Consider the following 25,529-nt stretch of genomic DNA (forward strand, 5'->3'; position numbering starts at 1 on the left):
AAGGTGACCCACATCACAAATCTGACGATCGGCGAGCTTGCGACCCGGACCGGCGTCGCGGTGCGGACCATCCGGTTCTACTGCGACGCAGGCCTTCTCGACGCCGCCCGCACGCCCACCGGTCACCGCGTGTTCGAACCCGGTGCGGTCGATCGTCTCCTGCTGCTGCGTCGTCTGCGTTCCTTCGGCATCGGACTGCCCGCGATCGAAGACGTGCTGGACGGCACTCGGTCGATCATCGAGGTCATCGCCGCCGAACGAATCGCCGTCGACGACGAACTCGACGCGCTGAACCGACGCCGGGCACTCCTGCGCGCCGTCGAATCGGCCGCTCCCCACGCACAGGTCGAGCACCTGAATCTGCTTGCCGCCGTGCTTGATCCGCACGCAGCCCACGATGTCCTCGTCGCCTTCTGGCGCCGCCAGCTCACCCCACTACCGGCCTCGGTCATCGACGACTTCCTCGGAATGAACGTCCCGCAACTGACCGCCGACGCCCGCCCCGAACACCTCGTCGCCTACGCGGAACTGATTGCCGCAGTGTCGAACCCGGAAATCGCCACCGCCATGTACAACACCATCCGCCACCGCAGCACCCCTGGCATCCGAGACGAACGTCGTCTCCTGTTCGATATCGCGGACGCCTGTGTCGCCGCGGCACCCCTGGTAGCCGCGGGCCGTCCACCGCATCCGGGCGCGGAACTCGACCACTACGTCCGCATCCACGCCACCGCTCGCGCCCGCCACGACACCCCGACCTTCCGCCGCCAACTCCTGGCCGACGCCGCAGGTGCCGACGATCGAATCCGCCGATACTGGCACCTCACCGCGACTCTCACCGCCGAACCCGTCACCTCCGGCGCCGCCCAACTCTGGCTCTTCGACGCCTTGGCCGCTTCGGTGACGCGAAAAGGGGAGGCCGATTGAACCGGCCTCCCCTTTCTCGAATCAGAACTCAGGGAACAACTTCGACGATGTCGCCCGGTTCCAGCCACTCGTAGTGCGCTTTCGCGCCTTCCGGGGTCAATCGGATGCAACCGTGGGACTGCTCCTCGGTGGGTCCGATGTGGTAGGCGATGTCGCCGTTGAAGAACACCGCGTATTCCATGGGGGCGTTGTGCAAGGTGCTCCAGTGGAACGGCTTCTTGAACGCCACCTTGAAGACTCCGGGGGGCGTTTCGTAGCCGGGACGGCCGTGGGACATCGGGCTGGGTCCGAAGGTGACCTTGCCGGCGTCCATCAACCACGCGTTATTGGTCGACAGCTGCAGGCAGGCACGGGCTTTCTCGCTGCACGGCGCCACGACCGGCTCCGGCGGCGGGGTGGGAATGATGGCGGGCACGCCGGGCACATCGGGCCCGCCTGGCCACAGTGGTTCGGCCTGCACGGGCGCTGCGACCGCGGATCCGACCACCGCCGCGCACATCGCCGCCTGCGCGGCCCACCGGGGAATACGACTACTACTCACGAAATCTTGCCTCTCTCGCCGCGCCCACCCCTGGTCGTCGTACGCCCAGAACATGAGCTATCACCATCGACACAAGCCTCGGAACATAGAGGTACAGCGATCATGGAGTATTGCGATCGTGTTGAGCAAGCTCGGGGCCCGGCTACCGGCGCGTCACCTGTAGAAGCCCGCTGAGCTGCTCGGTCACCTTCGGGTGCCTCGGTTTCGGAAAAGTGCGTTCTTCCACGTCAGCGCAAACTCTCTTATGGTTACTGAGGAACCACAAGTAACCGAGAGAAATGAGATAGCGAATGTCCATCACCCTGGTGAACCCGAAGGAACTGCCTGCGATCGAGCTCTACCACCAGGTGGCGGTCGCGACCGGTTCGCGGACGGTCTACATCGCGGGCCAGGTTTCCTGGGATGCCGACGGAAAGACGGTCGGCGCGGGTGATCTCGCAGCCCAGATCGCGCAGTCCTATCGCAATGTCGGTATCGCGCTGGCGGAGGTCGGTGCGACGTTCGCCGACGTGGCGAAGCTGACCGTCTACGTGGTCGACTGGACTCCGGACAAGATGGGCGCGTTCGTCGAAGGGCTGAGCAGGGTCGCCGCGGAACTGGGAGTAGCGCCCGTGGCTCCTGGCACGCTGATCGGCGTCGCGGCTCTGTCCGACCCCGACCACCTCGTCGAAGTCGAGGCGATCGCCGTTCTGGATTGACGCACTTGACCACTTAGGTAAGCCTGACCTACTCTTAGGTCGGCGTACGGATGAGCCGGTGGTCCCGAGGGCTGCGGTCGACCCCCTCATCCAGCCGCGGCGGGCTCTGTTTCCCAGACGGAGCCCGCCGCTACGTCTTACCGGCCGATCCGCACCGAATCCGATGGTGTAAACCGGACGGTATGAGCGAAACGTCCCAGTCCATGGCCGATCTGACCCCCGAGCTGATGAACAAGTTCGGCGAAGGCACCTTCACCGACCTCATCGGCCTGCGCTTCACCGAGATCAGCCCCGACCGGGTGCGCGGCGAATGGGACGTCCACCCCCAGCTCTTCCAGCCCGCGGGCATCCAGAACGGCGGCGTGTACTGCACCGTCATCGAAACCCTCGCCAGCGTGGGCGGCGGCGTCTGGTTCGGCGACCGCGGCCAGGTCGTCGGCGTCAACAACAACACCGATTTCCTGCGCGCCGTCCGCGAAGGTCTCCTCACGGCCGAAGCCACCCCCATCCACCGCGGTCGCAGCCAGCAACTCTGGGTAGTCGTTGTCACCGACGCCGAAGGCCGCACCGTCGCCCGCGGTCAGGTCCGCCTCCAAAACCTCGCTGCCTGAGACTCAGGAAGGCCCGCGGCCCGCGGCAACCTTTCCTGCCACATGACGCACATCGCGGTGCGAGATCAGCCATTCGCCCTCGTACTGCTCGAACTCGTCCTGCACGAGACCGATCACGACCCAGTCGGCGGGCCTGCCCACGTCGGTGCTCGAAAACCAGTGCCAGACAGTGGCATACGCGGTGAGCAGCGGCCGGTCGCCGTCCCATTCGATGGTGGCCTGGCCGATCACGTGAGCCACCGGAGAACGCTGTGATTTCGGCACCCGGCTCATGTGCTTCGTGAACGAGTCACGTCCGTGGAACAGCACGGGTGGGCCGGGCATGATCCGGTACTCGATCAGTGCGTCGGGGGTGAAGCACTCGGAGAAGCGTTCGCTCTGCTGGGTATCGGCGATGCGGAAGAACTTGTAGAACGTCCGGAAGATCGCGCGCTCGGCTTCGATCGTGGCGAGCAGGGTGTCGGTCACATCGGGTCCTCGGTGTGCGTGCGGGTCAAGGGCTTTCGTAGGCGCGCAGGAACGTGTCGACGCCGCCGGCCGCGACGGTGCGCATCTCGGCGGGGGAGACCTTGCGGGTGCCGAGCCGGGTGCGCCCCTCCATCGGTCCGGTGATCAGGACCAGGAACTGTTGCGCCGCGGTCGCCGGGTCGCAGGCGCGCAGGCGACCCGACAGCGACAGGCGAGCGAGCCGGTCGGCGAGCGCGTCGCCCAGCTGGTCGGAGGTGCGGCTCATGACGAGGTCGATCAGGTCGGGGAACTGGGCGACCTGCGCGTAGGTCAGCCACCGCAGGGCGCGCGACTGATCCGAACAACAGTTGCGGATCAGCCGGTACGCCACATCTTCGAGTGCCGCACGCAGGTCCGCACCCGGGTTTCGCAAGCGCTCCACGATGGTCAGGTTCTCCGCCAGCACATTGTCGGCGACGGCCGCCAGCGCGTGCCGAAACAGTGTTTCCTTGTCGGTGAGGTGGTTGTAGACGGTCGGTTTTGCGACCCCCGCCTCGTCCGCGATCTCCTGCAAACTCGCCGACGCGTAACCCCGTCGCGCGAACACGGTGAACGCGGCGGTCAGAATCGCCTGCCGCTTGTCGATCCGCCCGCGCGAAGCGGTCCGCCTGTCGCCTGTCGTCACTCTCGTAGCGTAGCGTGATTCCGGCCGAAAAGTTGCCTCACTGGTTCAATTCGATGAACTCGGATGGATAGCCTTCGATCAGGCAAAACCGGCGATGTGGTCGGCGACCAGGAACGTGACGAAGATGAGGACAAGTGCCAGTAAGGGGAAGGGCAGTACCGGGATTCGCCATCGGTAGGCGCCGAGCGCGATGAAGACCGGGGTGAGCACGAGGATGGCGAAGGAGCCGCCGTAGAAGATCCACTGCGCGACGGCGACCGACGGGGTGTGGCACCCGCCGTAGTGGGCGCCACAGGTGTTGTTCGACGTTTCGAACGCGGCGGTTCCCAGCACGTGCAGGAACATGAACATCGTTGTGCCGACGGTCAGTACCAGCAGTGCGAGGAATGCGGCCATGGCGTCGGAGCTGGACTGGGATTGTCGACTGGGCGATGCGGGGAGATGTTCGGTCACCAGTCGAGGTTCGCTGAGCGGCGCATTTCGCGACAGGGTAGAACTACGTGTCAGTCGACGGTAGTGATCCGCCAGCCGTCGCGGTTGAGGACGTCGACGATGAGGGCGGCGATGTTCCAGGCGTCGTCGTCGCCGCGATGATGGGTGCCCTCGAGGGGGATGCAGGCGATCTGTAGCGCGCGGTCCATGCCCGGGCGGCGCTTCAAGTCGTAGGACTCGGCGAACACCTGCTTGGCGTTGGTGTGTTCGGAGCTGAACGGGTATTCGACGTCGGCGGCCGCGCACTGGGTGCGAAACTGCTTGCGGTCGTAGTCACCCCAACTCGCCCACGGCCGCTCACCTGCCGCGAATTCGGTTGTCAGCAGCCGGCACGCCTCGGCGAAATCGACGCCCGCGTCGACCTGTTCCTGGGTGAGCGTGGTGAGTTCGGTGCAGAAATCACTCACTGTGGACCGGGTCGGGCGCACGATGATTCCGTGCTTGCTCACTCGGGTTCGAGTCGCGAGATCGACTACGGTGATGCCGATTTCGATGATCTCGTTGGTCTGGCCGGAGGGCGGGTCGCCCAGCCAGCAGGTGGCTTCCACGTCGACCACGTTGAGCAGTCCGGTCCATTCGGTCATGCGACGACAGTACTGGTCGATTGTTGGTGAGCTCCAGCGATATTCGCAGGCGGGGCACCGCTACAACCAGCGTGCGACGCCGCCGTTGCTCGAGCAGGTTCCGCTGCGATTCTTGCTGTAGGAGTACTCGCCGTTGTTGCACAGCGCGGTGGCGCCGGGTGGTGGTGACGGTGCGGATGCCGGGGTCGGGACGCAGGTGCCGTCGGCGTTTTCGTAGGAGCCCGGACCGCATTCCTCGTACGAGCCTTGGGTCGTAGTGATGTCAGGCGGAGTGGTGGTCGTGGTGACCTCGGGCGTCGTGGTGGGCGGTGCCGTCGTGGTGGGACGTGGGGTGGTGGTCGGCGCGACGTCGGCGCTCGAGCAGAGTCGCGGCAGCGACGGTGGCGAGCACGTGCCTGACCATGGAACTTCACCAGGTTTCAGCAAGAGGGGAGTAAGTAATGTTTGTTTGCTATCGGCACGCTCGGGTTCTTCGTTAACATCTCGTTAACCAGCTCCGGGTAGTCCCCGGTCGCGGTGCCTGCGGTCGGCGCGGGGTCGGTGGGACGTGCCAGAATGTCGCTCACCGACCACGACCCGCCGAGGAGAGAACGTATGCGCCTGTCGCCGCACGAGCAGGAACGGTTGCTGCTGAGTTATGCGGCCGAGCTGGCGCGCCGGAGGCAGGCGCGGGGGTTGAAGCTGAACCACCCCGAGTCGATCGCGTTGATCACCGATCACGTGCTCGAGGGGGCGCGCGACGGGCGGACGGTGGCGGAGCTGATGTCGTCGGGCCGGTCGGTGCTCACCCGCGAGGACGTGATGGACGGCGTGCCCGAGATGATCCACGACGTGCAGGTCGAGGCGACGTTTCCGGACGGGACCAAGCTCGTCACCGTGCACCACCCGATCGGATAGGCGACGCGCATGATTCCCGGTGAGTATCTCTGTGCCGAGGGCACGATCGAACTGAACGCGGGCGCGGTGCGCGTCGAACTGGATGTGGTCAACACCGGCGACCGCCCCGTTCAGGTGGGCTCGCACGTGCATTTCCCGCAATCCAACGCGGCACTGGAATTCGACCGCGAGGCCGCCCACGGCTATCGGCTCGACATCCCGGCAGGGACCGCGGTTCGCTTCGAACCCGGTCTGCCGCAGCGGGTTTCGCTGGTTCCGATCGGCGGCACTCGCGAGGTCTACGGCATCAGCATGAACCCGCCGGGGCATCTCGATGCCTGAGTCACACGAAAACCATTGTGCGGCAGCAGAGTCGCCGCGACGTCCGGGAGAGAACCGATGACCGAACTGAGCCGCGCCCGCTACGCCGAACTGTTCGGTCCCACTACCGGTGACCGAATTCGCCTGGCCGACACTGACTTGCTGATCGAGATCACCGAAGATCGCAGTGGCGGGCCGGGACTCGCCGGTGAGGAAGCGGTGTTCGGCGGCGGCAAGGTGCTGCGCGAGTCGATGGGGCAGTCGCGCGCCACCCGCGCCGACGGCGCCCCCGACACCGTCATCACCGGCGTCGTCATCATCGACCACTGGGGCATCATCAAGGCCGACGTCGGCATCCGCGACGGCCGCATCTGCGGCATCGGCAAGGCGGGCAACCCCGACACGATGTCGGGCGTGCACCGCGACCTCGTTGTCGGCCCGTCCACCGAGATCATCGCAGGTAACGGCCGTATTCTGACCGCGGGTGCGATCGACTGCCACGTCCACTTCATCTGCCCGCAGCTGATGGACGAAGCGCTCGGCGGCGGCATCACCACCCTCATCGGCGGCGGCACCGGCCCCGCCGAGGGCTCCAAGGCCACCACCGTCACGCCCGGCTCTTGGCATCTGGCGCGGATGCTGGAATCCCTCGATCACTGGCCGATGAACATCGTGCTGCTCGGTAAGGGCAACACGGTGAGCCAGGAATCGATGTGGGAGCAATTGCGTGGCGGCGCATCGGGTTTCAAGCTGCACGAGGACTGGGGCTCCACCCCGGCCGCGATCGATGCCTGCCTCACCGTCGCCGACGCGGCGGGCGTGCAGGTGGCGCTGCACTCCGACACTCTGAACGAGGCCGGGTTCGTCGAGGACACCCTCGCCGCCATCGCCGGGCGCGGCATCCACGCGTATCACACCGAGGGCGCGGGCGGCGGTCACGCACCTGACATCATCACTGTCGCTTCACATCTCAACGTGCTGCCCAGTTCCACCAACCCCACCCGCCCGCACACCGTCAACACCCTCGACGAGCACCTCGACATGCTCATGGTGTGCCACCACCTGAGCCCGTCGATCCCCGAGGACCTGGCCTTCGCCGAATCGCGGATCCGCCCCTCCACCATCGCCGCCGAAGACCTCCTGCACGACCTGGGCGCCATCTCCATGATCGGCTCCGATTCCCAGGCGATGGGCCGCATCGGTGAAGTGGTGATGCGCACCTGGCAGACCGCTCACGTGATGAAGCGCCGCCGCGGCGCGCTGCCCGGCGACGGCGCGGCCGACAACGCCCGCGTGCAGCGCTATATCGCCAAATACACCATCTGCCCGGCGGTTTCGCACGGACTCGACGACGAGATCGGCTCGATCGAGGTCGGTAAACTCGCCGACCTGGTGCTGTGGGAGCCGGCATTCTTCGGTGTCCGCCCACACGCGGTCCTCAAGGGCGGCATGATCGCCTGGGCCGCGATGGGCGACGCCAACGCCTCCATCCCCACCCCGCAGCCCGTCCTCCCGCGCCCGATGTTCGGTGCCGCCGCCCCCGCCGCCGCGGCCACCTCCCTGCACTTCGTCTCCGAACAGGCCATCGACGACGGCCTCGCCAACCGCCTGAACGTGCGCCGAAAGCTGGTGCCGGTCAAGAACGCTCGCCGCGTCACCAAGGCCGACATGCCCCACAACGACGCCATGCCCCACATCGAAGTGGACCCCGACACCTTCACCGTCCGCATCGACGGCGAAGTCTGGGCCGAAGAACCCGCCACCGAACTCCCGATGGCCCAACGCTACTTCCTGTTCTAGGGCCGTCCCGTTTGCGTCGGAGGGCTCGGGTAGTCTCGGCGCGATCCGAGCGGGGCGGGTTTCGACACGTCTGGCGTCGCAGAGTGCCGGAGGCTCCGGCGGAGGGGAAACAACGTCATGGACGACCTGAACAATGCCGCCGCGGAGATGTCGCGCTGGGCGGAGGATCTGGAAGCCAAAGCGCAGCGCTATCAGGAACTGCACACCAAGATGACCGCGGTCAGCGTCACCGACACCTCGGCGGACGGCCGGATCAGCGTCACCGTCGACGCCAACGGGTCGACCACCGCGATCACCCTCGCCGCCGCGGTCCGCGGCATGGACCCCACCGCCGTGGCGACCGAGCTCATGGCGTGCACGCATCGCGCCCAGGCGCGCCTGCGCGATCAGGTCACCGGCCTGGTCCATGACACTGTCGGTAGCGACGAGGCAGGCGAGGCGATCGTCGGCCAGTACAGCGACCGGTTCCCCGACCTCGACCCGACGTCGTCGGCGCCCGTCGCGCCACCCGCTGCGCCCGCCACACCGGCTGCTCCCGCGGCTCCGTGGCCGCCCGAGCCCGATGCTCCCGCGACCCGCAAACCCGACCGTGACCGGGTGGTCGCGCCCGAGGAGCCGTCCGACGAGGACATGTTCTACCAGCGCAAATCCTGGCTGCAGTAGCCACCGCAACATCTCGGCACATATTCGAGGGAACCGAACGGTGCCGGGGCGCGTCCAACTAGATCGAGAGGGTTAGCGGACTCGACCGAGTTCGCCGGAGGAGGGATTCTGCGTGACCAGTCTGGTGAATGTGAACTTGGATGCGATCAGGTCGCAGGCCTGTTCGGTGGACGGGGTGTCCGGTGGGGTCGCCAAGGCCCTCGAGGCGGTGAACTATCTCGCCCACGCCGACGACGGGTACGGCCTGCTCGTGAAGCCGTACGCGGTGATCACCCTCAATTCGCTGCACGACGAGATCCTCGAGACGCTCGCCCAGCTCGACACCCTGACCGCCGAGATGCCGGGCAAACTGCGCACCGCCGCCGACACCTTCGAATCGTGTGACACCACGCGGGCGGGCGATCTGGCCGGAAAGACCGCTGAGATCGACAGGAGGGTCTGACCATGGCCGACGGACCCAACGCGGCGGGCACATTCCTCAACGAGAACACGGTCCTGCCCGGCACGGTGAGCACCTTCGACGACGGCGAAGCGCCGCAGAACGACCTGCTCGCAGACGGTGTCGACTACCGCGACACCTATTACCAGGAAAGCAATTTCCTGTTCAGCAACGTAGGAACCCCCCAGGGCGGGGACGAGCCCAACGCCGGCATCTTGAAAGGCACGCTCCAAGGCGACACCTGGGAGAACGGTCTCGGGGCGTACAACGCGTTGACCGGCGACGGATCGATCATGACCAAGGTCGACGCCATCTCCAAAGCGGCTGGTACCGCGGGTGATTGGGCGTCTGCGGCGTCGATGTTCGGTAAGGCGATCAAGGGCACCTCCACGCTGGCGAAGTTCGATCCGTTCAACTTCCTCGGCGCGCAGTTGATGAGCTGGATGCTCGAACACGTCGAACCGGTGCGCAAGTCTCTGGAATCGATCACCGGCAGTCCGGATATGGTCCAGGCGTATTCGGATTCGTGGACAGCGATCGCGAAACATCTCACGACGACCGCCGAGCAGTGGGCAACCGCGCTCGACAGCGGAATCGGGGACTGGGCAGGCGCCGCCGCCGAGGCTTATGTGGCCGCGGCGACAGATCTGACGGGCAAGATCGCCGAGAAGGCGGCCGTCGCCGAGGTACTGGCGGAATGCAACAAGTCGATGAAGGGCATCGTCGAGACGGTGCGTGAGATCGTGGTCGAGATCCTGAGCAATCTCGCCGGCATGCTCGCCGAGATGACCGCGCTGCTGATCGCTTCCGCGGGAACGGCCACCCCCGCGCTGATCGCCCGAGCGCTCTTCGATATCTCCCTGGCGACGATGACCGTTTCGCAGATGCTGCTGAAACTGTCGCAGGCATTGATCGACACGAAGATGCTGGCCCAGAGTGCGGTGAAGATCATCCAGGGAGTCACCGAGGTCGAGACAGCGAAGTAGCGACCCGACTCGACAAGCCGATATCCGCCGACCGTCGGTGGCAGACTGCGACTATGACGACCAACGATTGGGCCGATGTCGACAGTTATATCGTCAACACCCTGGTGGGGGACGAGGGGGTGCCCGCGCTCGCTGCCAACGCCGATGCGGGTTTGCCCGCTATCGATGTGTCCCCGCCCCAGGGCAAACTGCTGAACCTGTTGGCGCGCACCGCGAAAGCGCGGCGGGTGCTCGAGATCGGCACGCTCGGCGGGTACAGCACCGAGTGGTTGGCGCGGGCGGTCGGGGACGGCGGGCTCGTTGTCACGTTGGAATTCGAGCCTCGCCATGCCAAGGTCGCCAGGGAGAATCTGGATCGGGCCGGGGTGGGGGAGCGGGTCGAGATTCTGGTCGGGGCGGCCCTGGATACGTTGCCGGGGGTAGCCGAGGATCTGACCGAGCCGTTCGACCTGGTCTTCATCGACGCCGACAAGGTCAACAACTCCAATTACGTGCAGTGGGCGTTGCGGTTGACCCGCCCGGGGTCGGTGATCATCGTCGACAACGTGGTGCGCGCGGGCTCGGTGGCCGACGAGCAGACCGAGGACCCGAATGCCAGGGCGAGCCGCGATCTGATCGACCTGCTCGCCGCCGAACCGAGTGTCGATGCCACCGTCATCCAGACCGTGGGCTCCAAAGGGTGGGACGGGTTCGCCTACGCGGTGGTCAACGGCTCCGCATCCTGAGGACCGGCACGGGTTCACCCACCGGCAACGCGCACGGCGGCTACTTGGCAGTTGGGATTCATCGCTGGTTATCTGCCGTGGTTAGCGTGATGGTTACTCGGAAGGAGTCCGGCGTCATGGAATTCCGACACCTCGTTTCGTTCATCACCATCGCCGAAGAGTTGCATTTCGGTCGCGCAGCGCAGCGCCTCCATCTGACCCAACCAAGTCTCAGTGCCCAGCTGCAGAAGCTGGAGAAGTCGCTGGGCGTCCAACTGGTCGCCCGCAACTCCCATGAGGTGCGACTGACCCCGGCGGGACGCGAGTTCGAACTCCAAGCCCGCCAAATCGTCGCCCAGCTCGACCGTGCCGCCCAAGCGGCCAAGGCTACCGCCGAAGGTCGTGCGGGCAGTCTCAGTATCGGATACAACCTGCCTGCCAGCAGACATGTGCTGCCGGAGGCGCTGACCAGAATGACCGAGCGCCACCCCGACATCGTGGTTTCGCTGTGGGAGAAGCGAACCGGCCCGCAGCTGGCCGGTCTCGCCGACGGATCACTGGACGTGGCCCTGGTCTACGGTCATCCCAGTACCGCGGACTTCCGCTATCGCCGTCTCCTGCATCGGGTTCCGCTGGTGGCTGTCGTCGGCCGACGACATCGCTGGGCGGACCGGCCAGGTGTCCCGTTCGCCGAACTGCAGAGCCAGGACTGCGTGTTGTTCGCGCGCGAGCAGTGTCCGGCGATGTACGACACGATTCTGCGTTCGGCGGCCGAGACCAGGATCTCGCTCAACGTCACCCACTCGGCCGACGACCCGGGCGCCACCGCGCACATCGTCTCGGTCCGCTCCCTCGTCGGGTTCGCCTCGCTACCGCGGGCGATTTCGATGGGAATGGGAGTGCCAGGCAGCAGTTCGGTGGCCGTGAAATTGTTCGACCCGGTGCCGACGTTGGATTTGCACGCGGTGTGGCGTGCCGAGGAAGCGAATCCCGCCGTGGCGCTGTTCCTGGAATGCATCGAATCCGCACAGATAGAGGATGTACGTGCGTTGTCGGCGTGAAATCGTCGATAGGACATGACTTTCGCGCGGTAGGAACAGCGATGGCAGCCGCGACGGGAATGGTTGTGGCCGTGAAGAATTCAATTCGTGAACTCAGTGTCTGTCACCGCGAACGGATTCGTTCCATCCGATACCTCCAGTCTCTACGCGATTGTTTCCGAAGCGGCGCGACGTGACCCCGCACGCCACAGTCTGTGTGCCGCCGACGGAACGCAGCTGACCACCGGCGAGCTGGACACCCAGGTCCGCGCACTCGCCTCGACACTGCTCGACCACGCAGTCGCCGCCGGCGACCGCGTGGCCGTGCTCGGCCGCACGAGCCTGGAATGGGCGCTGCTCGACTGCGCGGCCATGGCGATCGGCGCCGTGATCGTGCCGGTGTACCCGACCTCCTCCGCCGCCCAGATCGAACACATCCTGCGCGACAGCGGCAGCCGGTTCTTCGCCGCCGAATCCGCCGACGACGCCGCCCGGTTGACCGCGGCGGGGGCGAGCGGGCAGGTGTGGTCGTTCGACGAGATCGGTGACTGGGCCAAGGGTGCGCAGCATCCGGAACTCGACGCGCGGATCGCGGCGGTCGGCGCCGACGACCTGGCGATGATCGTCTACACCAGCGGCACCACCGGTCCGGCGAAGGGCTGCATGATCAGCCACCGCAACATGTACGTCACCGCCGCGAACACTTCCCGCCAGACCGGCTCGCTGTTCGACGGCACCACGGTGCTGGCGCTGCCGTTGTCGCACGTGTTCGGCCAGACGATCCTGTTCGCCTGCCTCTACGGCGGCAGCCGCACCCACCTACTGCCCGGTGTGCCCGATCTGGTGCCCGCGCTGGCCCGGCTGCGGCCGACCTTCCTCGCGCTGATTCCCTACGCGCTGGAGAAGATTCGCAAACACACCCGCGCGCTGCTCACCGAGGAGCAGGAAGCCGACGCGGTCGAGCGCGGCCTCGCCCTGCTGGCCGACGGCGCTGCGCCCACCGCGACCGACGACGCCGTGTCGGCCGCGTTCGGCGGTCGGCTGCGGTATGTGATCTCCGGCGGCGCCTCGCTCGACGACACCACCGCGGGCTTCTACGCCGGGTTCGGCGTTGTCGTCCTGAACTGCTACGGCCTGACCGAGGCCGCCACCGCGGTCACCGTGAGCGCGCCGACGACCAATCGGCTCGGCACCGTCGGCCGTCCGATCCCGGGCACCGAGGTCGGCATCGGCGCCGACGGCGAGGTGCTGGTCCGCGGTCCGCATGTCTCGCCCGGCTACTGGGGCGCGGCGGCCGATCAGCTTCCCGTCGACGACGACGGCTGGCTGCACACCGGTGACATCGGCGAACTCGTCGACGGTCACCTGCGGATCACCGGGCGCAAGAAGGAGATCCTGGTGACCTCCGGCGGCAAGAACGTCGCCCCGACGCCGCTGGAGGACCGGGTGCGGCTGCACCCACTGGTCAGCAACTGCATGGTGGTCGGTGACGGCCGCCCGTTCGTGACCGCGCTGATCACCCTCGATGCCGACCGCCTGGCGAAGTGGCGTGCCGAGAACCCCGACGACGACCCGGCCACCGTGGTCCAGGCCGCCGTCGACGACGCCAATTCACTGGTGTCACGCCCGGAATCCATTCGTGCGTTTTGCATCGTCGACGGCGATTTCACTGTCGACGCCGGCCTGCTCACGTCGTCGTTGAAATTGAAGCGGGCCATGATCGCCGAAACCTTTTCCGCCGAGATAAATCAGCTCTACGTGTCGCGCGGGTAACGCGACGCGAAATTCCCCCTCGTTCCCGCCGACGATAGCCGGGAGCGATCGGCCGATGAATTGCGGTGGCCCGCAGTGGTTTGCGCAATACATGGGCGACAGACTCGAAATCGGAATTCGACCAGCGAAAGTGATCACATCATGTATGACGTCATCGTCGTCGGAACCCGGGTCGCGGGCTCGCCCCTGGCCATGCTGCTGGCCCGTCAGGGTTACCGGGTGCTCGCCGTGGATCGTTCGACCTTTCCCAGCGACACACCGTCCACCCACTACATCCACCAGGCCGGTCTCGGCTTTCTGAAGTCGTGGGGTCTGCTCGACACCGTGGTGGCCACCGGCTGCCCGCCGATCCGCCACCTGAACTTCAGCTACACCGACATCGTGATTCCGGGCATGGCCGATCCGTCGGCCGACGGCATCGACGCCGTGTACTGCCCGCGCCGCACCGTGCTCGACGAGATCCTGGTCGACGCGGCGGGCGAGTCCGGCGCCGAGATGATCCAGGGTTTCACCGTCACCGGGCTGCTGCGCGACGGCGACCGGGTGGCGGGCATCCGCGGTCGCGTCGGCGACGGCCCGGAGCAGGAGTTCCGGGCCGGGCTGGTGATCGGGGCCGACGGCGCCAACTCGATCGTCGCCAAGGAGGTCGGCGCGGCGACCTACGAGGGTTCGCCCGCCGCCTGCTTCATCTATTACTCCTACTACGAGGGCGTCGACTGGGGCATGCAGCACCGCACCGGTTTCGGTGAGCAGCAGTTCGCGTCCTGGCCGACCAACGACGGGCTCGCCCTGGTCGCGGTCATGCGCAAGCGCGACCGGTTCCGCGACTTCCGCACCGACCCGGATGCGGGCGTGCAGGAGATCGTCGACCAGATCGATCCGGAGATCGGCGCGCGCCTGCGCGACACCGGCAAGCGCGTTGAGCCGTTCCGGCCGATGCTCTACCCGGACAACTACCGCCGCCAGTCCTTCGGTCCCGGCTGGGCCCTGGTCGGCGACGCCGGCTACCACAAGGACCCGTTCACCGGCTGGGGCATCACCGACGCGTTCAAGTACAGCCAGTTGCTGGCCGACCTGGTGCACGAAAGCCTCTCGGGCGCACGCCCGTTCGAGCAGACCATGCCGGAATACCAGCGCGAGCGCGATGCCCAGAGCGCGAGCACCTACGAACTGACCCAGTCGATCTCGGAACTGACCCTGACCCCGTACTACGACTCGGTCTTCCGCGCGGCGAGCCTGAGCCCGCACTACTCCAAGAAGTTCTTCGGACTGATCGCGGGCCTGTACCCGCCGGACAAGTTCTTCGGTGAGGCCGAGCTCAGCGCGCTCTACGAGGAGGTCGACTTCCCGGTCGCCGACCGGCACGTGGTGAACACCGCGGCGGTCCCGGCGTGATCTCGGCCGGCCTGACGGCGCTCGGGGACAGCTTCGTGGAGGGTCGTGGCGATCCCGCCGCGGCGGGTGGCTACCGGGGCTGGGTCTCGCGCCTCGGCGGTCAGCTCGGGCTGCGGCCCGCCGCGATCAACAACTTCGGTACCCACGGCGCCACGACCGGCGATGTCGTCGCGAGCCAGCTCGCAGCGGCGACGTCGTCGGCACGGGCCGGCCTCTACGGTGTGGTTGTCGGCGTGAACGACCTGGTCAGCGCCTATGACGAGAATCGTTTCGCCGACAACCTGTACACCGTCTTCAGCACCCTGCGGGCTCGGGAAGCCACCGTCTTCACGGCGAACTATCCCGATATCCCCGCCCGCCTACCCGTGCCGGACGGTTTCCGCGCCCTGCTGCGTGAGCGTTTCGCTACCGCCAACGATGTCCTCGCCCGGGTCACCGACGACACCGGGACACTGCTGCTCGATCTCGCCGCCAGGCCCGAATGGGCCACGGCGCAGATGTGGACCGCTGATGGTCTGCATCCGAGTCCGGTAGGCCACCGCCTGTTCGCCGCCACCGCGGCCGAACTGATCGCCTCGGCCACCGCCACCACCGTTGCCGCCTGAGAGGAACCTTTCGTGAGCGTCGAACGACGACTGGCACGCGACCCGATCGCCATTGTCGGGATGTCGGGTCTGCTGCCGAAGGCACACACCCACCGCGAATACTGGCAGAACATCATCGACGGCGTCGACTGCACCTCCGAGGTGCCCGCGTCGCGCTGGAGCTTGGACGACTACTACGACCCCGACCGGTCGGTGCCCGACAAAACCTATTCGCGCCGTGGGGCTTTCCTGCCCGAGGTCGACTTCGATCCGCTGGAGTTCGGCCTGCCGCCGAACCAGCTCGAGGTCACCAGCACCATGCAAACCCTGAGTCTGGGGGTGGCGCGTGACCTGCTCGCCGACGCGGGCGCGACTGGCTCGCAGTGGTACGACCCCGCGCGCACCGGCGTGGTGCTCGGCACCACCGGGCCGGTGCCGCTGATGCACCCGCTCGCCGCGCGCCTGTCCACTCCGGTGCTCGAGCAGGCCGCCCGTTCGGTCGGCCTGTCCGAGGGCGATGTCGCGGAGATCTCGCGCCGGTTCGTCGCCGCGTTCGCGCCGTGGGAGGAGAACTCCTTCCCAGGTCTGCTCGCGAATGTGGTGGCAGGCCGGGTGGCCAACCGGCTCGGACTCGGCGGCATCAACTGCACTGTCGACGCGGCGTGCGCGGCGTCGCTGGCCGCTATCCGCACCGCGATCGCCGAACTGCAGGACGGTCGCGCCGACATGATGATCACCGGTGGCGTCGACACCGAGAACTCGATCTTCATCTACCTGTGCTTCAGCAAGGTCGGCGCGCTGTCGCCGACCGGGCGGATCAGCCCGTTCTCGGCCGAGGCCGACGGCACGCTGCTCGGCGAGGGCATCACCATGCTCGCGCTGCGCAGGCTGGCCGACGCCCGACGTGACGGCAACCGGATCTATGCCGTGATCCGCGGTCTCGGATCGTCGAGCGACGGCCGTTCCAAGAGCATCTACGCGCCCCGCGCCGAGGGGCAGCGGGTCGCACTCGACCGTGCCTACGCCGACGCCGAGTGCTCGCCCGCCGATGTCGAACTGATCGAGGCGCACGCCACCGGCACCGCGGTCGGTGACAAGACCGAGCTGACCGCGCTCAAAGGCCTACTGGCCGAGGCGAGTTCGGAGACCGGGTTCGCCGCGCTCGGCAGCGTGAAGTCCCAGATCGGGCACACCAAGGGCGCCGCGGGCACGGCGGGGGTGATGAAACTCGCGCTGGCCCTGCATCAGAAGATCCTGCCGTCGACGATCAATGTCGACGCGCCCAACGACGAGATCGACGCCACGCGGACCCCGTTCTATGTCAACACCAGGACCCGGCCGTGGGTGCGCGATCCGCAGCGCCCGGCCCGTCGGGCGGCCGCCTCGGCAATGGGCTTCGGCGGCACCAACTTCCACCTCGTGCTCGAGGAGGCCGACGGCGAGCGCGGGCAGATTCTGCACCGCGTGCCCCGCGCGCACCTGTGGCACGCGCCGGACGTGGCGGGGTTGATCGACGTGGTCCGCAGCACCGAGGGCACCGACGGCGCCGACATCCCGGCAGGCCATGCCCGGATCGGTTTCGTCGCCGTCGACGAGGAAACCGCGGCCGACCTGCGCACGCTGGCGGTGGACGAGATGGTGCGCAATCCCGATGCGGCGCACTGGGATCACCCCGAAGGCGTCTACTTCCGCGCCGCGGCGCTGCCCGCGGTGCGGGTCGGCGTGCTGTTCGCCGGTCAGGGCAGTCAGTACGTGGACATGGGCCTGGACACCGTGCTGAACAACCCGCCCGTCGGCGCTGCCTTCGACGCGGCCAACGCGGCTTTCGTCGGCGCGCCCCAGCGTCTGGGCGCGGTGGTCTTTCCGCCGCCCGCGTTCACCGAACAGGTTCGCGCGGACCAGGAATCGGCCCTGCGGCGGACCGAATTCGCCCAGCCCGCGATCGGCGCGCTCGCGGCCGGACAGTTCCGGGTTCTCACCGAGTTCGGGCTGCGCGCGCACGGTCTACTCGGCCACAGCTTCGGCGAACTGACGGCGCTGTGGGCCTCGGGTGCGATGAGCACCGAGGACTTCTACACCCTGGCCCGGGCGCGCGGCGCGGCGATGACCGTGGCCGACGGGGTCGAGGCGGGCACCATGGTGGCCGTCAACGCGACGCGCGAGGACGTCGCCGAGGTCATCGCCGATCTCGACGACGTGTGGATCTGCAACCACAACGCCCCGGATCAGATCGTGGTCGGCGGCGGGCCGGACGGCATCGCCGCCTTCGCCGCGCGCAGCGCCGAAAAGGGTTGGACCACCAGGGATCTGCCGGTGGCTGCCGCTTTCCACACGCCCTACGTCGCCCACGCCGTCACCGACTTCGGCGCCGCGGTCGCCGAAGTCGACATCATCGAGCCGACGGTGCCGGTGTACGCCGACACCGCGGGCGCGTCCTACGGCGCCGACGTCGCCGCCAACCGGGCGACGCTGACAGCGCAGTTGCGCCACCCCGTCGAGTTCGTCGACGCGCTGCGGGCCATGCACGCCGACGGGTGCACCGTCTTCGTCGAATGCGGTCCGAAGCAGGTGCTGACCTCGCTGGTGCGGCGCACCCTCGGCGACGACGTGATCGCCTTCGCCACCGACTCCGGCCCCATCGGCAACGGCGACGTGGCGCTCAAGCGCGCCGCGGTGCGCCTGGCCGTGCTCGGTGTCGAGATCGCGGGGATCAACCGTCATGCCGCGCCCGAACCCCACCGGGCCGTTCCGACCGCGAACCGGATGACGGTGACTCTGTCGGCGCCGGAATACGTGCCCGACAGTCGCCGCAGGGCCTACACCGAAGCGCTGGCCGGGGACTACCGCGTCCAGCTCGCCGTACCCGCGGTGGCCGTCGAACCCGGAGCCGCCGTTGCCCCGGTCCCCGTATCAACAGCCGCGCCGCACTCGTTCGCGGCGCCACAACCGGTGGTAGCCCCGCCCGTGGAGGAACAGCTCGTGACCATCCCCGCCCCCGGCTCGTCCGAGTACCGGACGAGCGACTCGCTCGACACCGCCCTGGTGCAGCACCTCGACACCCACCGGCAGTACCTGGACGGCCAGCTCGACCTGGCCCGTGGCCTGGCGGGAGCGCTGAGCAGCGGCACGCTCGACGAGAACACCCTGCGCGCCATCGAAGCGGTGAAGGACCACGGCATCGCGATCAGCGAAAGCCACTCGCGGGCAAGCGATGTGCTCGCTCAGCTCGCCGAGCTCGAGGGCGGTGCGCCGCTGACGGGCACCCGCACCGTGACCGCTACCCGGCCCGCCGCGCGGGCGATCACCGCCGCGCCCGCTGTGCCGGTGATCGCCGCCCCGGCGCCTACGCCGGAGCCCGTGCCCACCAACGGGCATGCCGCCCCGGTCGCTCCCGCGGCGAATGGTGCTGCCCCCGTGGCAGTTCCGGCAACGGCTCAGCACGCTGACACCGCACCGCAGACAGTCACCTCCGGCGCGGCCGCCGACGGCGCGATCACCGGTGACGCGATCCGCGCCGCGCTGCGCGAGGTGGTGGCCGACAAGACCGGCTACCCGGTCGAGATGGTCGACCCCACCATGGACCTGGAAGCCGACCTCGGCGTCGACTCGATCAAGCGCGTGCAGGTCATCGGCGCACTGCAGGAACGCTTCCCCTCGCTACCCAGCCTCGGTCCCGAGCAGCTGGGCACCCTGCGCACGCTGGACCAGATCGCGGACCTGCTCGTCGAGGCGGACAGCGCCACCGCACCTGCCACCGTCGCAGCCGCGCCCACCACCGCCGAGGCCGCCCCGGCCGACGGCGCCGCGACCGCCGACACCCTGCGCCAGGCGTTGCGCGAAGTCGTCGCCGAAAAAACCGGCTACCCGGTCGAGATGGTCGATCCGACAATGGATCTGGAAGCGGATCTGGGCGTGGACTCGATCAAGCGGGTCCAGGTGATCGGTGCGCTGCAGGAACGGTTTCCGAACCTACCCAGTCTCGGCCCCGAACAGCTCGGCACCCTGCGATCATTGGATCAGATCGTGGACGAGCTGGCCGGGGGTGATGTCCACCCAAAAGCTGAGGCCGCGGCCGAAACGCCGCGGCACGTCGTCGAACTCGTCGAGCTGGCACCGGTCGACCTGGCGGTCGATCCGTATCGCCTGGCAGGCCGCGCGCTGGTGGTCTGCCTCGATCCCTCGGCCGAGACCGATACCGAGGCGATCGAGGAGACACTGCGCGAACGCAGCTGGACGGTGCAGCGGGTAGGTCCCGCCGAGGCCGTGTCCGGCTCCGCGGACATCTGTGTGGTCGTGGCCGGTGTCGCCTCGGAATGGGCTCAGGCAGAGCGCATCCTGACCGAGGCGATCCTGCTCACCGGTCGGGTGGTGCCCGCTCTGCGCGCAGCGACCGACCGCGCCGGCTTCGTCACCGTCACCCGGCTCGACGGGCACCTAGGTCTGCTCGGTGACGCCGATCCGGTGCCTGCCCTGCTCGGCGGCCTCGGTGGCCTGGTGAAGACCCTGGCGGCCGAGGAGCCCGCGCTGTTCTGCCGCGCCCTCGACATCGCTGCGGCGGCGACGCCGGGGCGGGTGGCGCAGATCGTGCTCGAAGAGCTGTGCGACGCGGCCGTCGACACCATCGAGGTCGGCGTCGACGGATCGGGACAGCGGCGCACCCCGGTGCCGAGCAGGCACGGCGACGCCGTCACCACCGAGATCGTCAGCGCGGCAACGACACTCGCGCCAACGGTGCTGACCGAGGACGACGTGCTGCTGGTGACCGGCGGTGCGAGGGGTGTCACCGCCACCTGTGTGCTCGCCCTCGCCGAACACAGCCCGGCACGATTCGTCCTACTCGGACGAACCCAGCTCACCGACGAACCGGACTGGGCAGTCGGCATCGCCGAGGGTGACCTCAAGCCGGCGGCGGTGCGCGCACTGGCCGGGACCGGGGTGAAGCCGAAGGACATCGATCGGGCGTGCGGCGAGATCCGCGCGGTCCGTGAAATCCGTTCCACCCTGGCCACTCTCGGTGATCGTGCCGACTACCTGGCCGTCGACGCCACCGACGCGGCCGCGCTCGCCGAGGCGATCGCACCGTGGCGCGAGACCATCACCGGTGTCGTGCACGGCGCGGGTGTGCTGGCCGACTCCCTGATCCCGGACAAGACCGCGGACTCGATCGGACGGGTCCTGCGGCCCAAGCTCGGCGGTCTCGCCGCCGTCCTGGCCGCGGTGGGGGAGCCCACGGACCTGGTGCTGTTCACCTCGGTGGCCGGGCTGTTCGGCAACACCGGACAGGCCGACTACGCCGCCGCGAACGAGGCTCTGTGCCGGTTCGCGGTGAGCTGGCGGCGCAGGCACCCCGGCCATCGCGTCACGGCGATCGACTGGGGCGCCTGGGACGGCGGCATGGTGACGGCCGAACTGCGCGAGCACTTCCGGGACCGAGGCATTCCGCTGCTGGCCCCCGCCGCGGGCGCCGCCGCGTTCACGACGCAGTTCACCGAGGACCGCCGATCGGAACCGGTGCTGCTGGTAGGCGCCGCGACCGCGCTGTCGACGGGCGAACGTCCCGTCGCACGGGTGCGCGCCCGGCGCGATGTCACCGGCCTGGTCGACGAACCCGTGATCGCCGCGCACCGGATCGGCGAGCATATCGTGCTGCCCGCCACCTTCGGTCTCGGCGCGATGATCAATATCGCGGAGCGAACTCGCCCGGGCCGCACCGTGATCGGCGTTCGCGACTATCAGGTACTCAAGGGGCTCGTCTTCGATCATCCGGTCACCGCGCTGGAGATCGAGCTCGAACCCGTCGCCGACATCGACGGACGGACCGCACTGCGCGCCACCGTGTTCGGTGACAAGGCGGCGCACTTCCGGGCGACCCTGTTGCTCGCCGCAGGCCCCGAGCAGGCAGGTACACAGTCGATCGTGGCCGGTCCGGGCACCGGCGCCGAGCGGATCTACACCGACGCCATCCAGTTCCACGCGCCCGCGTTGCAAGGCCTGCGCACCATCAGGTCCGAGAGCGACAGCATGATCGTTCTCGAGTGCTTCCTGCCCACCGACCCCGTGGCCGGCGGCGCGTACGCGGGCCGTCTGCACGATCCGGTCGCCGCCGACCTGATCCTGCAGGGTCCGCCCGTTCTCGGCCACCGCCTGCTCGGCGCGGCCTGCCTGCCCCTGGGCGTCGGCCGGATCGACTACCACCACCCGCTCCCGAGGACCGAACCGTTCGTCCTCGTGGTCGACAACCCGCGCGCCGGGCGGCTCGAAGCCCGCATCGACGCCACCGCACTGGCCACCGACGGCACAGTGCTGCAGCACTTCTCGGACGTCACCGTTCTCACGACGCCCGATCTGACGGAGAAGTTCCAGACCTCGGTGAGGGAGTGGACCCGATGACAGTCCTCGATTTCGACGGCATCGCCTTCGACCCGGTCGGTGCGTCCCCCGCGCGAACCCTGGCGCAGGCCGAGCCGCCCACAACGTCCACCGCGCAGGCAGTGCAGCCTGCGCCCACCACAGCGGACGGGCTGTACTCCGGTGCAGCAGTGACAGATTCGGTGCCGAGCCCGATTGCGGAACTGCGCACCGGAGTCGTCACCGCGCACCGCGCCGTCCTCGCCGCACAGGTCGCCATGCAGCGCGCACTGTGGACACGGGCGATTGGTTCGTCGACGGCCCGAGACGACGCTTCCACCACCGGGCCGATCGAAAGGGCCCCCGCGGCGGCAGCGCGAGAAGGGGCGTTCAAGCCCTTGGCGCGCACCGGCCGCACCCATCTCGACCTGGCGGCGCTGGCGCTGCTGGCCGAGGGCGCGATCACGACGGTCTTCGGTCCCGCCTATCGGCGCGACGGGGTCGAGGTGGCTGTGCGCCTCGCCGCCGGAGAACCACTGGTGCTCACCGAGATCGAGCTGATCGAGCTTTACGGCGGGAAGGGCGACGGCCGCGTGGTCGCCCGCTACGAGGGTGCGCCCGGCGTGGCCGCCCGGCAGGCAGCAGAGGTCTTCGCGCTGTTCACCGGCATGCACCTGTGCCTGTCGGGCAGCACGTTGACCGCGGCCTCCCCGGTCGTGACCGGGTCCGCCACTGCCTTCACCAGTGCGCCCCGGGGCACCCTGGAGTTCGTCGTCACCGGCCTGGATCTCGTTCCCCGCCCGCATGTCACCGGCACCGTCAGCTTCTCCGGTGGTGAGCCGAGCGTGGCCGTCGAGGTCACGGTCACCGAACCGGCCGGCACGGGTGTCGGCCCCGGCGAGGCGGTACCCGGCCTGCTGCTCAACGAGTTCCACATGACCCACCTTGCTCGCGGCGACCAGGCGATCGCGATGGGCCCGGAGTTCGCGGACTACACCGGCGTCCGCGCGACCCGCCTGCCCACCGGTGGCTTGCTCCTGGTCGACCGCGTCCGCGACTTCGACGGTGCGCGCGGCACATTCGACTCCGCGTCCTACACCACCGAATACGACTCGCCCGCCGACTCCTGGTACTACGCCGACACGGCCAACGAGTCCATGCCGCATTTCGTCTACATGGAGACCTCGCTGCAGGCGGCGCTGCTCATGGGCTACTACGCCGGGCCGACCCTCACCCAGCCCGGCACCACCCTGAGCCTGCGCAATCTCGGCGGCACAGCGACGGTGCTGCGCCAGGTGGACCTGCGCGACCGCACGATCGAACAGTCCTCCCGGATGCTGTCGACGACGATCCTGCCCGGATCCTCGTTGCAGACCTTCGATTACACCCTCCGCGTCGACGGCGAACCGTTCTACGCGGGCGAGACCATGTTCGGCTACTTCAGCGACGAGGCCCTCGCCAACCAGACCGGCCTCGACGCGGGTCGTCCCGCCCCGTCCTGGCTGGCCGAGAACCCGCGCGCACAGGTCAGGACGATCGACGTGGCCGCCCGGCGCGCCGACCCGAACGCGCCGCTGTGCTCGCGCGACACCTTGACCCTGATCGACCGGGTGGATGTGGTCGACGGCGGCGGGGAACACGGTGCGGGATACCTGCATTCGCTGCGCGCCATCGACCCCGACGACTGGTTCCTTACCCGACACTTCCACCTCGACCCGGTGATCCCCGGCTCACTCGGCGTCGAATCGGTGATCCACGCCGTCCAGGAATGGCTCATCGATGCGGGCCACGCCGCGGGCATGACCGACCCGGTATTCCGTATCCCGGCCGACATCCCGTTCAGCTGGCGCTACCGCGGTCAGTTCCTGCCCACCGACGGCACCGTCGAACTGGAGGCGCACATCAAGGCGCTGCGCCGGGGTCCACACGGGGTGACCGCCGTGGTGGACGGCTCGCTGTGGAAGCCGGGCCTGCGGATCTACGAAGTGACCGATCTGGCCGTCGAACTCGTGGATCGGATGCCGTGATGACCATGTTGCGCACCGCGGCGGTGGCGACCACCGTCGAGGAGATCACCGCACTGCTGCTCGATCTGGACTCCCCGTGCTGGATCGTGCGGGCCGACGGTGTCGTCGGCGCCACCGCCGACGAGACGATCGCGGGCCGTGCCCAGGTCCTCGCGGCCGTCGGGCCACTGCCGCCACAACGCTTGGGCGACAGCGCCTTCCGTGCCGCACACGGTGTCCGGGCGGCCTATGCCGCCGGGGCGATGGCCAACGGTATCGCCTCGCCCGCACTAGTGAAAGCCATGGCGCACAACGGCTATCTGGCCGCGTACGGCGCCGCGGGTGTCGCGCCGGGCACTGTCGAGGCGGCACTGGCCGAGCTGGCCGGGGAATTGGGCACACAGCCGTTCGCGTGCAACCTCATCCACAGCCCCAGCGAGCCGGCGCTCGAACGCGCCATCGTCGATGCCTGCCTGCGCCACGACGTGCGCTGCGTCGAAGCCTCGGCCTTCATGGACCTCACCGCCGAGGTGGTGCGCTACCGGGCCGCCGGGCTCGTGGCCGACCGGCACGGCGCCATCGAACGACGGAACCGGGTGATCGCCAAGGTCTCTCGCGTCGAGGTGGCCGAGTTGTTCCTGCGCCCCGCGCCGATCCGGCTGCTGCGCGAACTCGTCGCGGCGGGCCGGATCACCGAGGAGCAGGCCCGGCTCGCCGAGCGGGTCCCGATGGCCGACGACATCACCGCCGAGGCGGACTCGGGCGGGCACACCGACCGCAGGCCGCTCACGGTCCTGCTGCCGGAACTGATCGCGGCCCGCGACCGTCTCGCCGCGTCGATCCCCGGTGCGAGCCAGGTCCGGGTCGGCGCGGCGGGCGGTCTCGGTACCCCCGACGCGGTCGCGGCGGCCTTCGGGCTGGGCGCGGCCTACGTGGTGACCGGCTCGGTGAACCAGGCGGCCATGGAGGCGGCGCAGTGCGCGGCGACCAAGACCCTGCTGGCCCGCGCCGAGTTCGCCGATTGCGCCATGTCGCCGTCGTCGGACATGTTCGAACTCGGTGTGCAGGTGCAGGTGCTGCGCCGGGGCACCATGTTCGCGGCTCGCGCCCAGCGGCTCTACGACACCTACCGCGCCTACGACGGACTCGACGCGCTGCCGGCGACACTGCGGGCCGAGCTCGAGTCCACGCTGTTCCGCAGGCCGCTCGACGAGGTGTGGGCCGAGTGCGTCCGGTACTTCACCGAACGCGATCCGGCTCAGCTCGTCGGCGCCGAACGGGACCCGAAAGCGAAGATGGCCTTGGTGTTTCGCTGGTACCTCGGGCTGTCCTCGGGGTGGAGCATTCGTGGCGAGGCAGATCGGGTCGCCGACTACCAGATCTGGTGCGGGCCCGCGATGGGCGCCTTCAACACCTGGACGGCGGGCACCTACCTGGCCGCGCCGGACAACCGCGCCGTCGCCGACATCGCGGGGCAGCTGATGTTCGGCGCCGCCTACCTCACCCGCGTCGCCGGTCTGCGCGCCGCGGGCGTCCGGTTGCCCGCGGCCTGCGCCCGCTATGTCCCACGTCCGTTGGAGACCCGATAGCCACCACCGTGGCCGCACGC

At 68.4% G+C, this 25,529-nt stretch carries 24 protein-coding genes; 17 read left to right on the top strand and 7 right to left on the bottom strand.

Features of this window, described 5'->3' with window-relative positions:
- Positions 1–3: 3 nt before the first annotated feature.
- Positions 4–927 carry a MerR family transcriptional regulator gene (locus ACFW6D_RS06750; protein ID WP_379325491.1) on the top strand — a complete coding sequence of 308 codons (924 nt, stop codon included), beginning with the start codon at positions 4–6 and terminating at the stop codon, positions 925–927.
- A 28-nt stretch (positions 928–955) separates the two neighbouring features.
- Here the strand turns inward: ACFW6D_RS06750 and ACFW6D_RS06755 are convergent, their stop codons facing one another.
- The gene (locus ACFW6D_RS06755) at positions 956–1,468 is read right to left on the bottom strand and encodes a L,D-transpeptidase (protein WP_379325493.1); all 513 of its coding nucleotides are present in this window, start codon (positions 1,466–1,468) and stop codon (positions 956–958) included.
- Between the two features lie 290 nt (positions 1,469–1,758).
- On the opposite strand from ACFW6D_RS06755, the gene ACFW6D_RS06760 reads away from it, so the two are divergent.
- On the top strand, positions 1,759–2,166 hold the full coding sequence (locus ACFW6D_RS06760; protein WP_379325495.1) for a RidA family protein: 408 nt from the start codon (positions 1,759–1,761) through the stop codon (positions 2,164–2,166).
- A gap of 182 nt (positions 2,167–2,348) precedes the next feature.
- A complete protein-coding gene (locus ACFW6D_RS06765) occupies positions 2,349–2,777 on the top strand; it encodes a PaaI family thioesterase (protein ID WP_379325497.1) in 429 nt (142 codons plus the stop codon).
- Between the two features lie 3 nt (positions 2,778–2,780).
- On the opposite strand, the gene ACFW6D_RS06770 is transcribed toward ACFW6D_RS06765, so the two are convergent.
- The 6 genes from ACFW6D_RS06770 to ACFW6D_RS06795 form a co-directional block, all read right to left on the bottom strand.
- Entirely contained in the window at positions 2,781–3,245 is a 465-nt protein-coding gene (locus tag ACFW6D_RS06770; RefSeq protein WP_379325499.1) for a nuclear transport factor 2 family protein, read from the bottom strand.
- A gap of 25 nt (positions 3,246–3,270) precedes the next feature.
- Positions 3,271–3,909, bottom strand: coding sequence for a TetR/AcrR family transcriptional regulator (locus tag ACFW6D_RS06775; RefSeq protein WP_379325501.1), 639 nt, complete (start codon positions 3,907–3,909; stop codon positions 3,271–3,273).
- A 78-nt stretch (positions 3,910–3,987) separates the two neighbouring features.
- A complete protein-coding gene (locus ACFW6D_RS06780; protein WP_379325503.1) occupies positions 3,988–4,362 on the bottom strand; it encodes a hypothetical protein in 375 nt (124 codons plus the stop codon).
- Positions 4,363–4,412: 50 nt separating this feature from the next.
- The gene (locus ACFW6D_RS06785; RefSeq protein ID WP_379325504.1) at positions 4,413–4,985 is read right to left on the bottom strand and encodes an exonuclease domain-containing protein; all 573 of its coding nucleotides are present in this window, start codon (positions 4,983–4,985) and stop codon (positions 4,413–4,415) included.
- Positions 4,986–5,045: 60 nt separating this feature from the next.
- Positions 5,046–5,246: a DUF3761 domain-containing protein gene (locus tag ACFW6D_RS06790; protein ID WP_379325740.1), complete on the bottom strand. Its 201-nt coding sequence runs from the start codon at positions 5,244–5,246 to the stop codon at positions 5,046–5,048.
- A 1-nt stretch (position 5,247) separates the two neighbouring features.
- Positions 5,248–5,388 carry a hypothetical protein gene (locus ACFW6D_RS06795; protein ID WP_379325748.1) on the bottom strand — a complete coding sequence of 47 codons (141 nt, stop codon included), beginning with the start codon at positions 5,386–5,388 and terminating at the stop codon, positions 5,248–5,250.
- Between the two features lie 191 nt (positions 5,389–5,579).
- On the opposite strand from ACFW6D_RS06795, the gene ACFW6D_RS06800 reads away from it, so the two are divergent.
- The 14 genes from ACFW6D_RS06800 (at position 5,580) to ACFW6D_RS06865 (ending at position 25,509) form a co-directional block, all read left to right on the top strand.
- Positions 5,580–5,882: an urease subunit gamma gene (locus ACFW6D_RS06800; protein WP_379230827.1), complete on the top strand. Its 303-nt coding sequence runs from the start codon at positions 5,580–5,582 to the stop codon at positions 5,880–5,882.
- A gap of 9 nt (positions 5,883–5,891) precedes the next feature.
- On the top strand, positions 5,892–6,203 hold the full coding sequence (locus ACFW6D_RS06805; protein ID WP_379325506.1) for an urease subunit beta: 312 nt from the start codon (positions 5,892–5,894) through the stop codon (positions 6,201–6,203).
- A 57-nt stretch (positions 6,204–6,260) separates the two neighbouring features.
- The gene (locus ACFW6D_RS06810) at positions 6,261–7,982 is read left to right on the top strand and encodes an urease subunit alpha (protein WP_379325508.1); all 1,722 of its coding nucleotides are present in this window, start codon (positions 6,261–6,263) and stop codon (positions 7,980–7,982) included.
- Positions 7,983–8,099: 117 nt separating this feature from the next.
- Positions 8,100–8,645: a YbaB/EbfC family nucleoid-associated protein gene (locus tag ACFW6D_RS06815; protein WP_379325510.1), complete on the top strand. Its 546-nt coding sequence runs from the start codon at positions 8,100–8,102 to the stop codon at positions 8,643–8,645.
- 112 nt (positions 8,646–8,757) lie between these two features.
- Positions 8,758–9,087: a type VII secretion target gene (locus tag ACFW6D_RS06820; RefSeq protein ID WP_379325512.1), complete on the top strand. Its 330-nt coding sequence runs from the start codon at positions 8,758–8,760 to the stop codon at positions 9,085–9,087.
- Between the two features lie 2 nt (positions 9,088–9,089).
- A complete protein-coding gene (locus tag ACFW6D_RS06825; protein ID WP_379325514.1) occupies positions 9,090–10,070 on the top strand; it encodes a hypothetical protein in 981 nt (326 codons plus the stop codon).
- Positions 10,071–10,123: 53 nt separating this feature from the next.
- Positions 10,124–10,795, top strand: a complete 672-nt coding sequence (locus ACFW6D_RS06830; protein WP_379325516.1) for an O-methyltransferase — start codon at positions 10,124–10,126, stop codon at positions 10,793–10,795.
- 116 nt (positions 10,796–10,911) lie between these two features.
- Positions 10,912–11,835, top strand: a complete 924-nt coding sequence (locus tag ACFW6D_RS06835; RefSeq protein ID WP_379325518.1) for a LysR family transcriptional regulator — start codon at positions 10,912–10,914, stop codon at positions 11,833–11,835.
- 87 nt (positions 11,836–11,922) lie between these two features.
- Positions 11,923–13,587: an AMP-dependent synthetase/ligase gene (locus tag ACFW6D_RS06840; RefSeq protein WP_379325520.1), complete on the top strand. Its 1,665-nt coding sequence runs from the start codon at positions 11,923–11,925 to the stop codon at positions 13,585–13,587.
- A gap of 141 nt (positions 13,588–13,728) precedes the next feature.
- The gene (locus tag ACFW6D_RS06845; RefSeq protein ID WP_379325522.1) at positions 13,729–14,982 is read left to right on the top strand and encodes an NAD(P)/FAD-dependent oxidoreductase; all 1,254 of its coding nucleotides are present in this window, start codon (positions 13,729–13,731) and stop codon (positions 14,980–14,982) included.
- The gene (locus ACFW6D_RS06850) at positions 14,979–15,587 is read left to right on the top strand and encodes an SGNH/GDSL hydrolase family protein (RefSeq protein WP_379325524.1); all 609 of its coding nucleotides are present in this window, start codon (positions 14,979–14,981) and stop codon (positions 15,585–15,587) included. The genes ACFW6D_RS06845 and ACFW6D_RS06850 overlap by 4 nt, the downstream gene beginning before the upstream one ends.
- Before the next feature lie 12 nt (positions 15,588–15,599).
- Positions 15,600–21,956 (top strand): beta-ketoacyl synthase N-terminal-like domain-containing protein, encoded by a 6,357-nt coding sequence (locus ACFW6D_RS06855; protein WP_379325526.1) that lies wholly within the window; start codon positions 15,600–15,602, stop codon positions 21,954–21,956.
- A complete protein-coding gene (locus ACFW6D_RS06860; RefSeq protein WP_379325528.1) occupies positions 21,953–23,941 on the top strand; it encodes a beta-ketoacyl synthase in 1,989 nt (662 codons plus the stop codon). Before ACFW6D_RS06855 ends, ACFW6D_RS06860 begins: the two co-directional genes overlap by 4 nt.
- Entirely contained in the window at positions 23,941–25,509 is a 1,569-nt protein-coding gene (locus ACFW6D_RS06865) for a PfaD family polyunsaturated fatty acid/polyketide biosynthesis protein (RefSeq protein WP_379325530.1), read from the top strand. Before ACFW6D_RS06860 ends, ACFW6D_RS06865 begins: the two co-directional genes overlap by 1 nt.
- Positions 25,510–25,529 lie beyond the last annotated feature (20 nt).

The organism is Nocardia sp. NPDC058705 (assembly GCF_042749305.1).
GTDB lineage: Bacteria > Actinomycetota > Actinomycetes > Mycobacteriales > Mycobacteriaceae > Nocardia.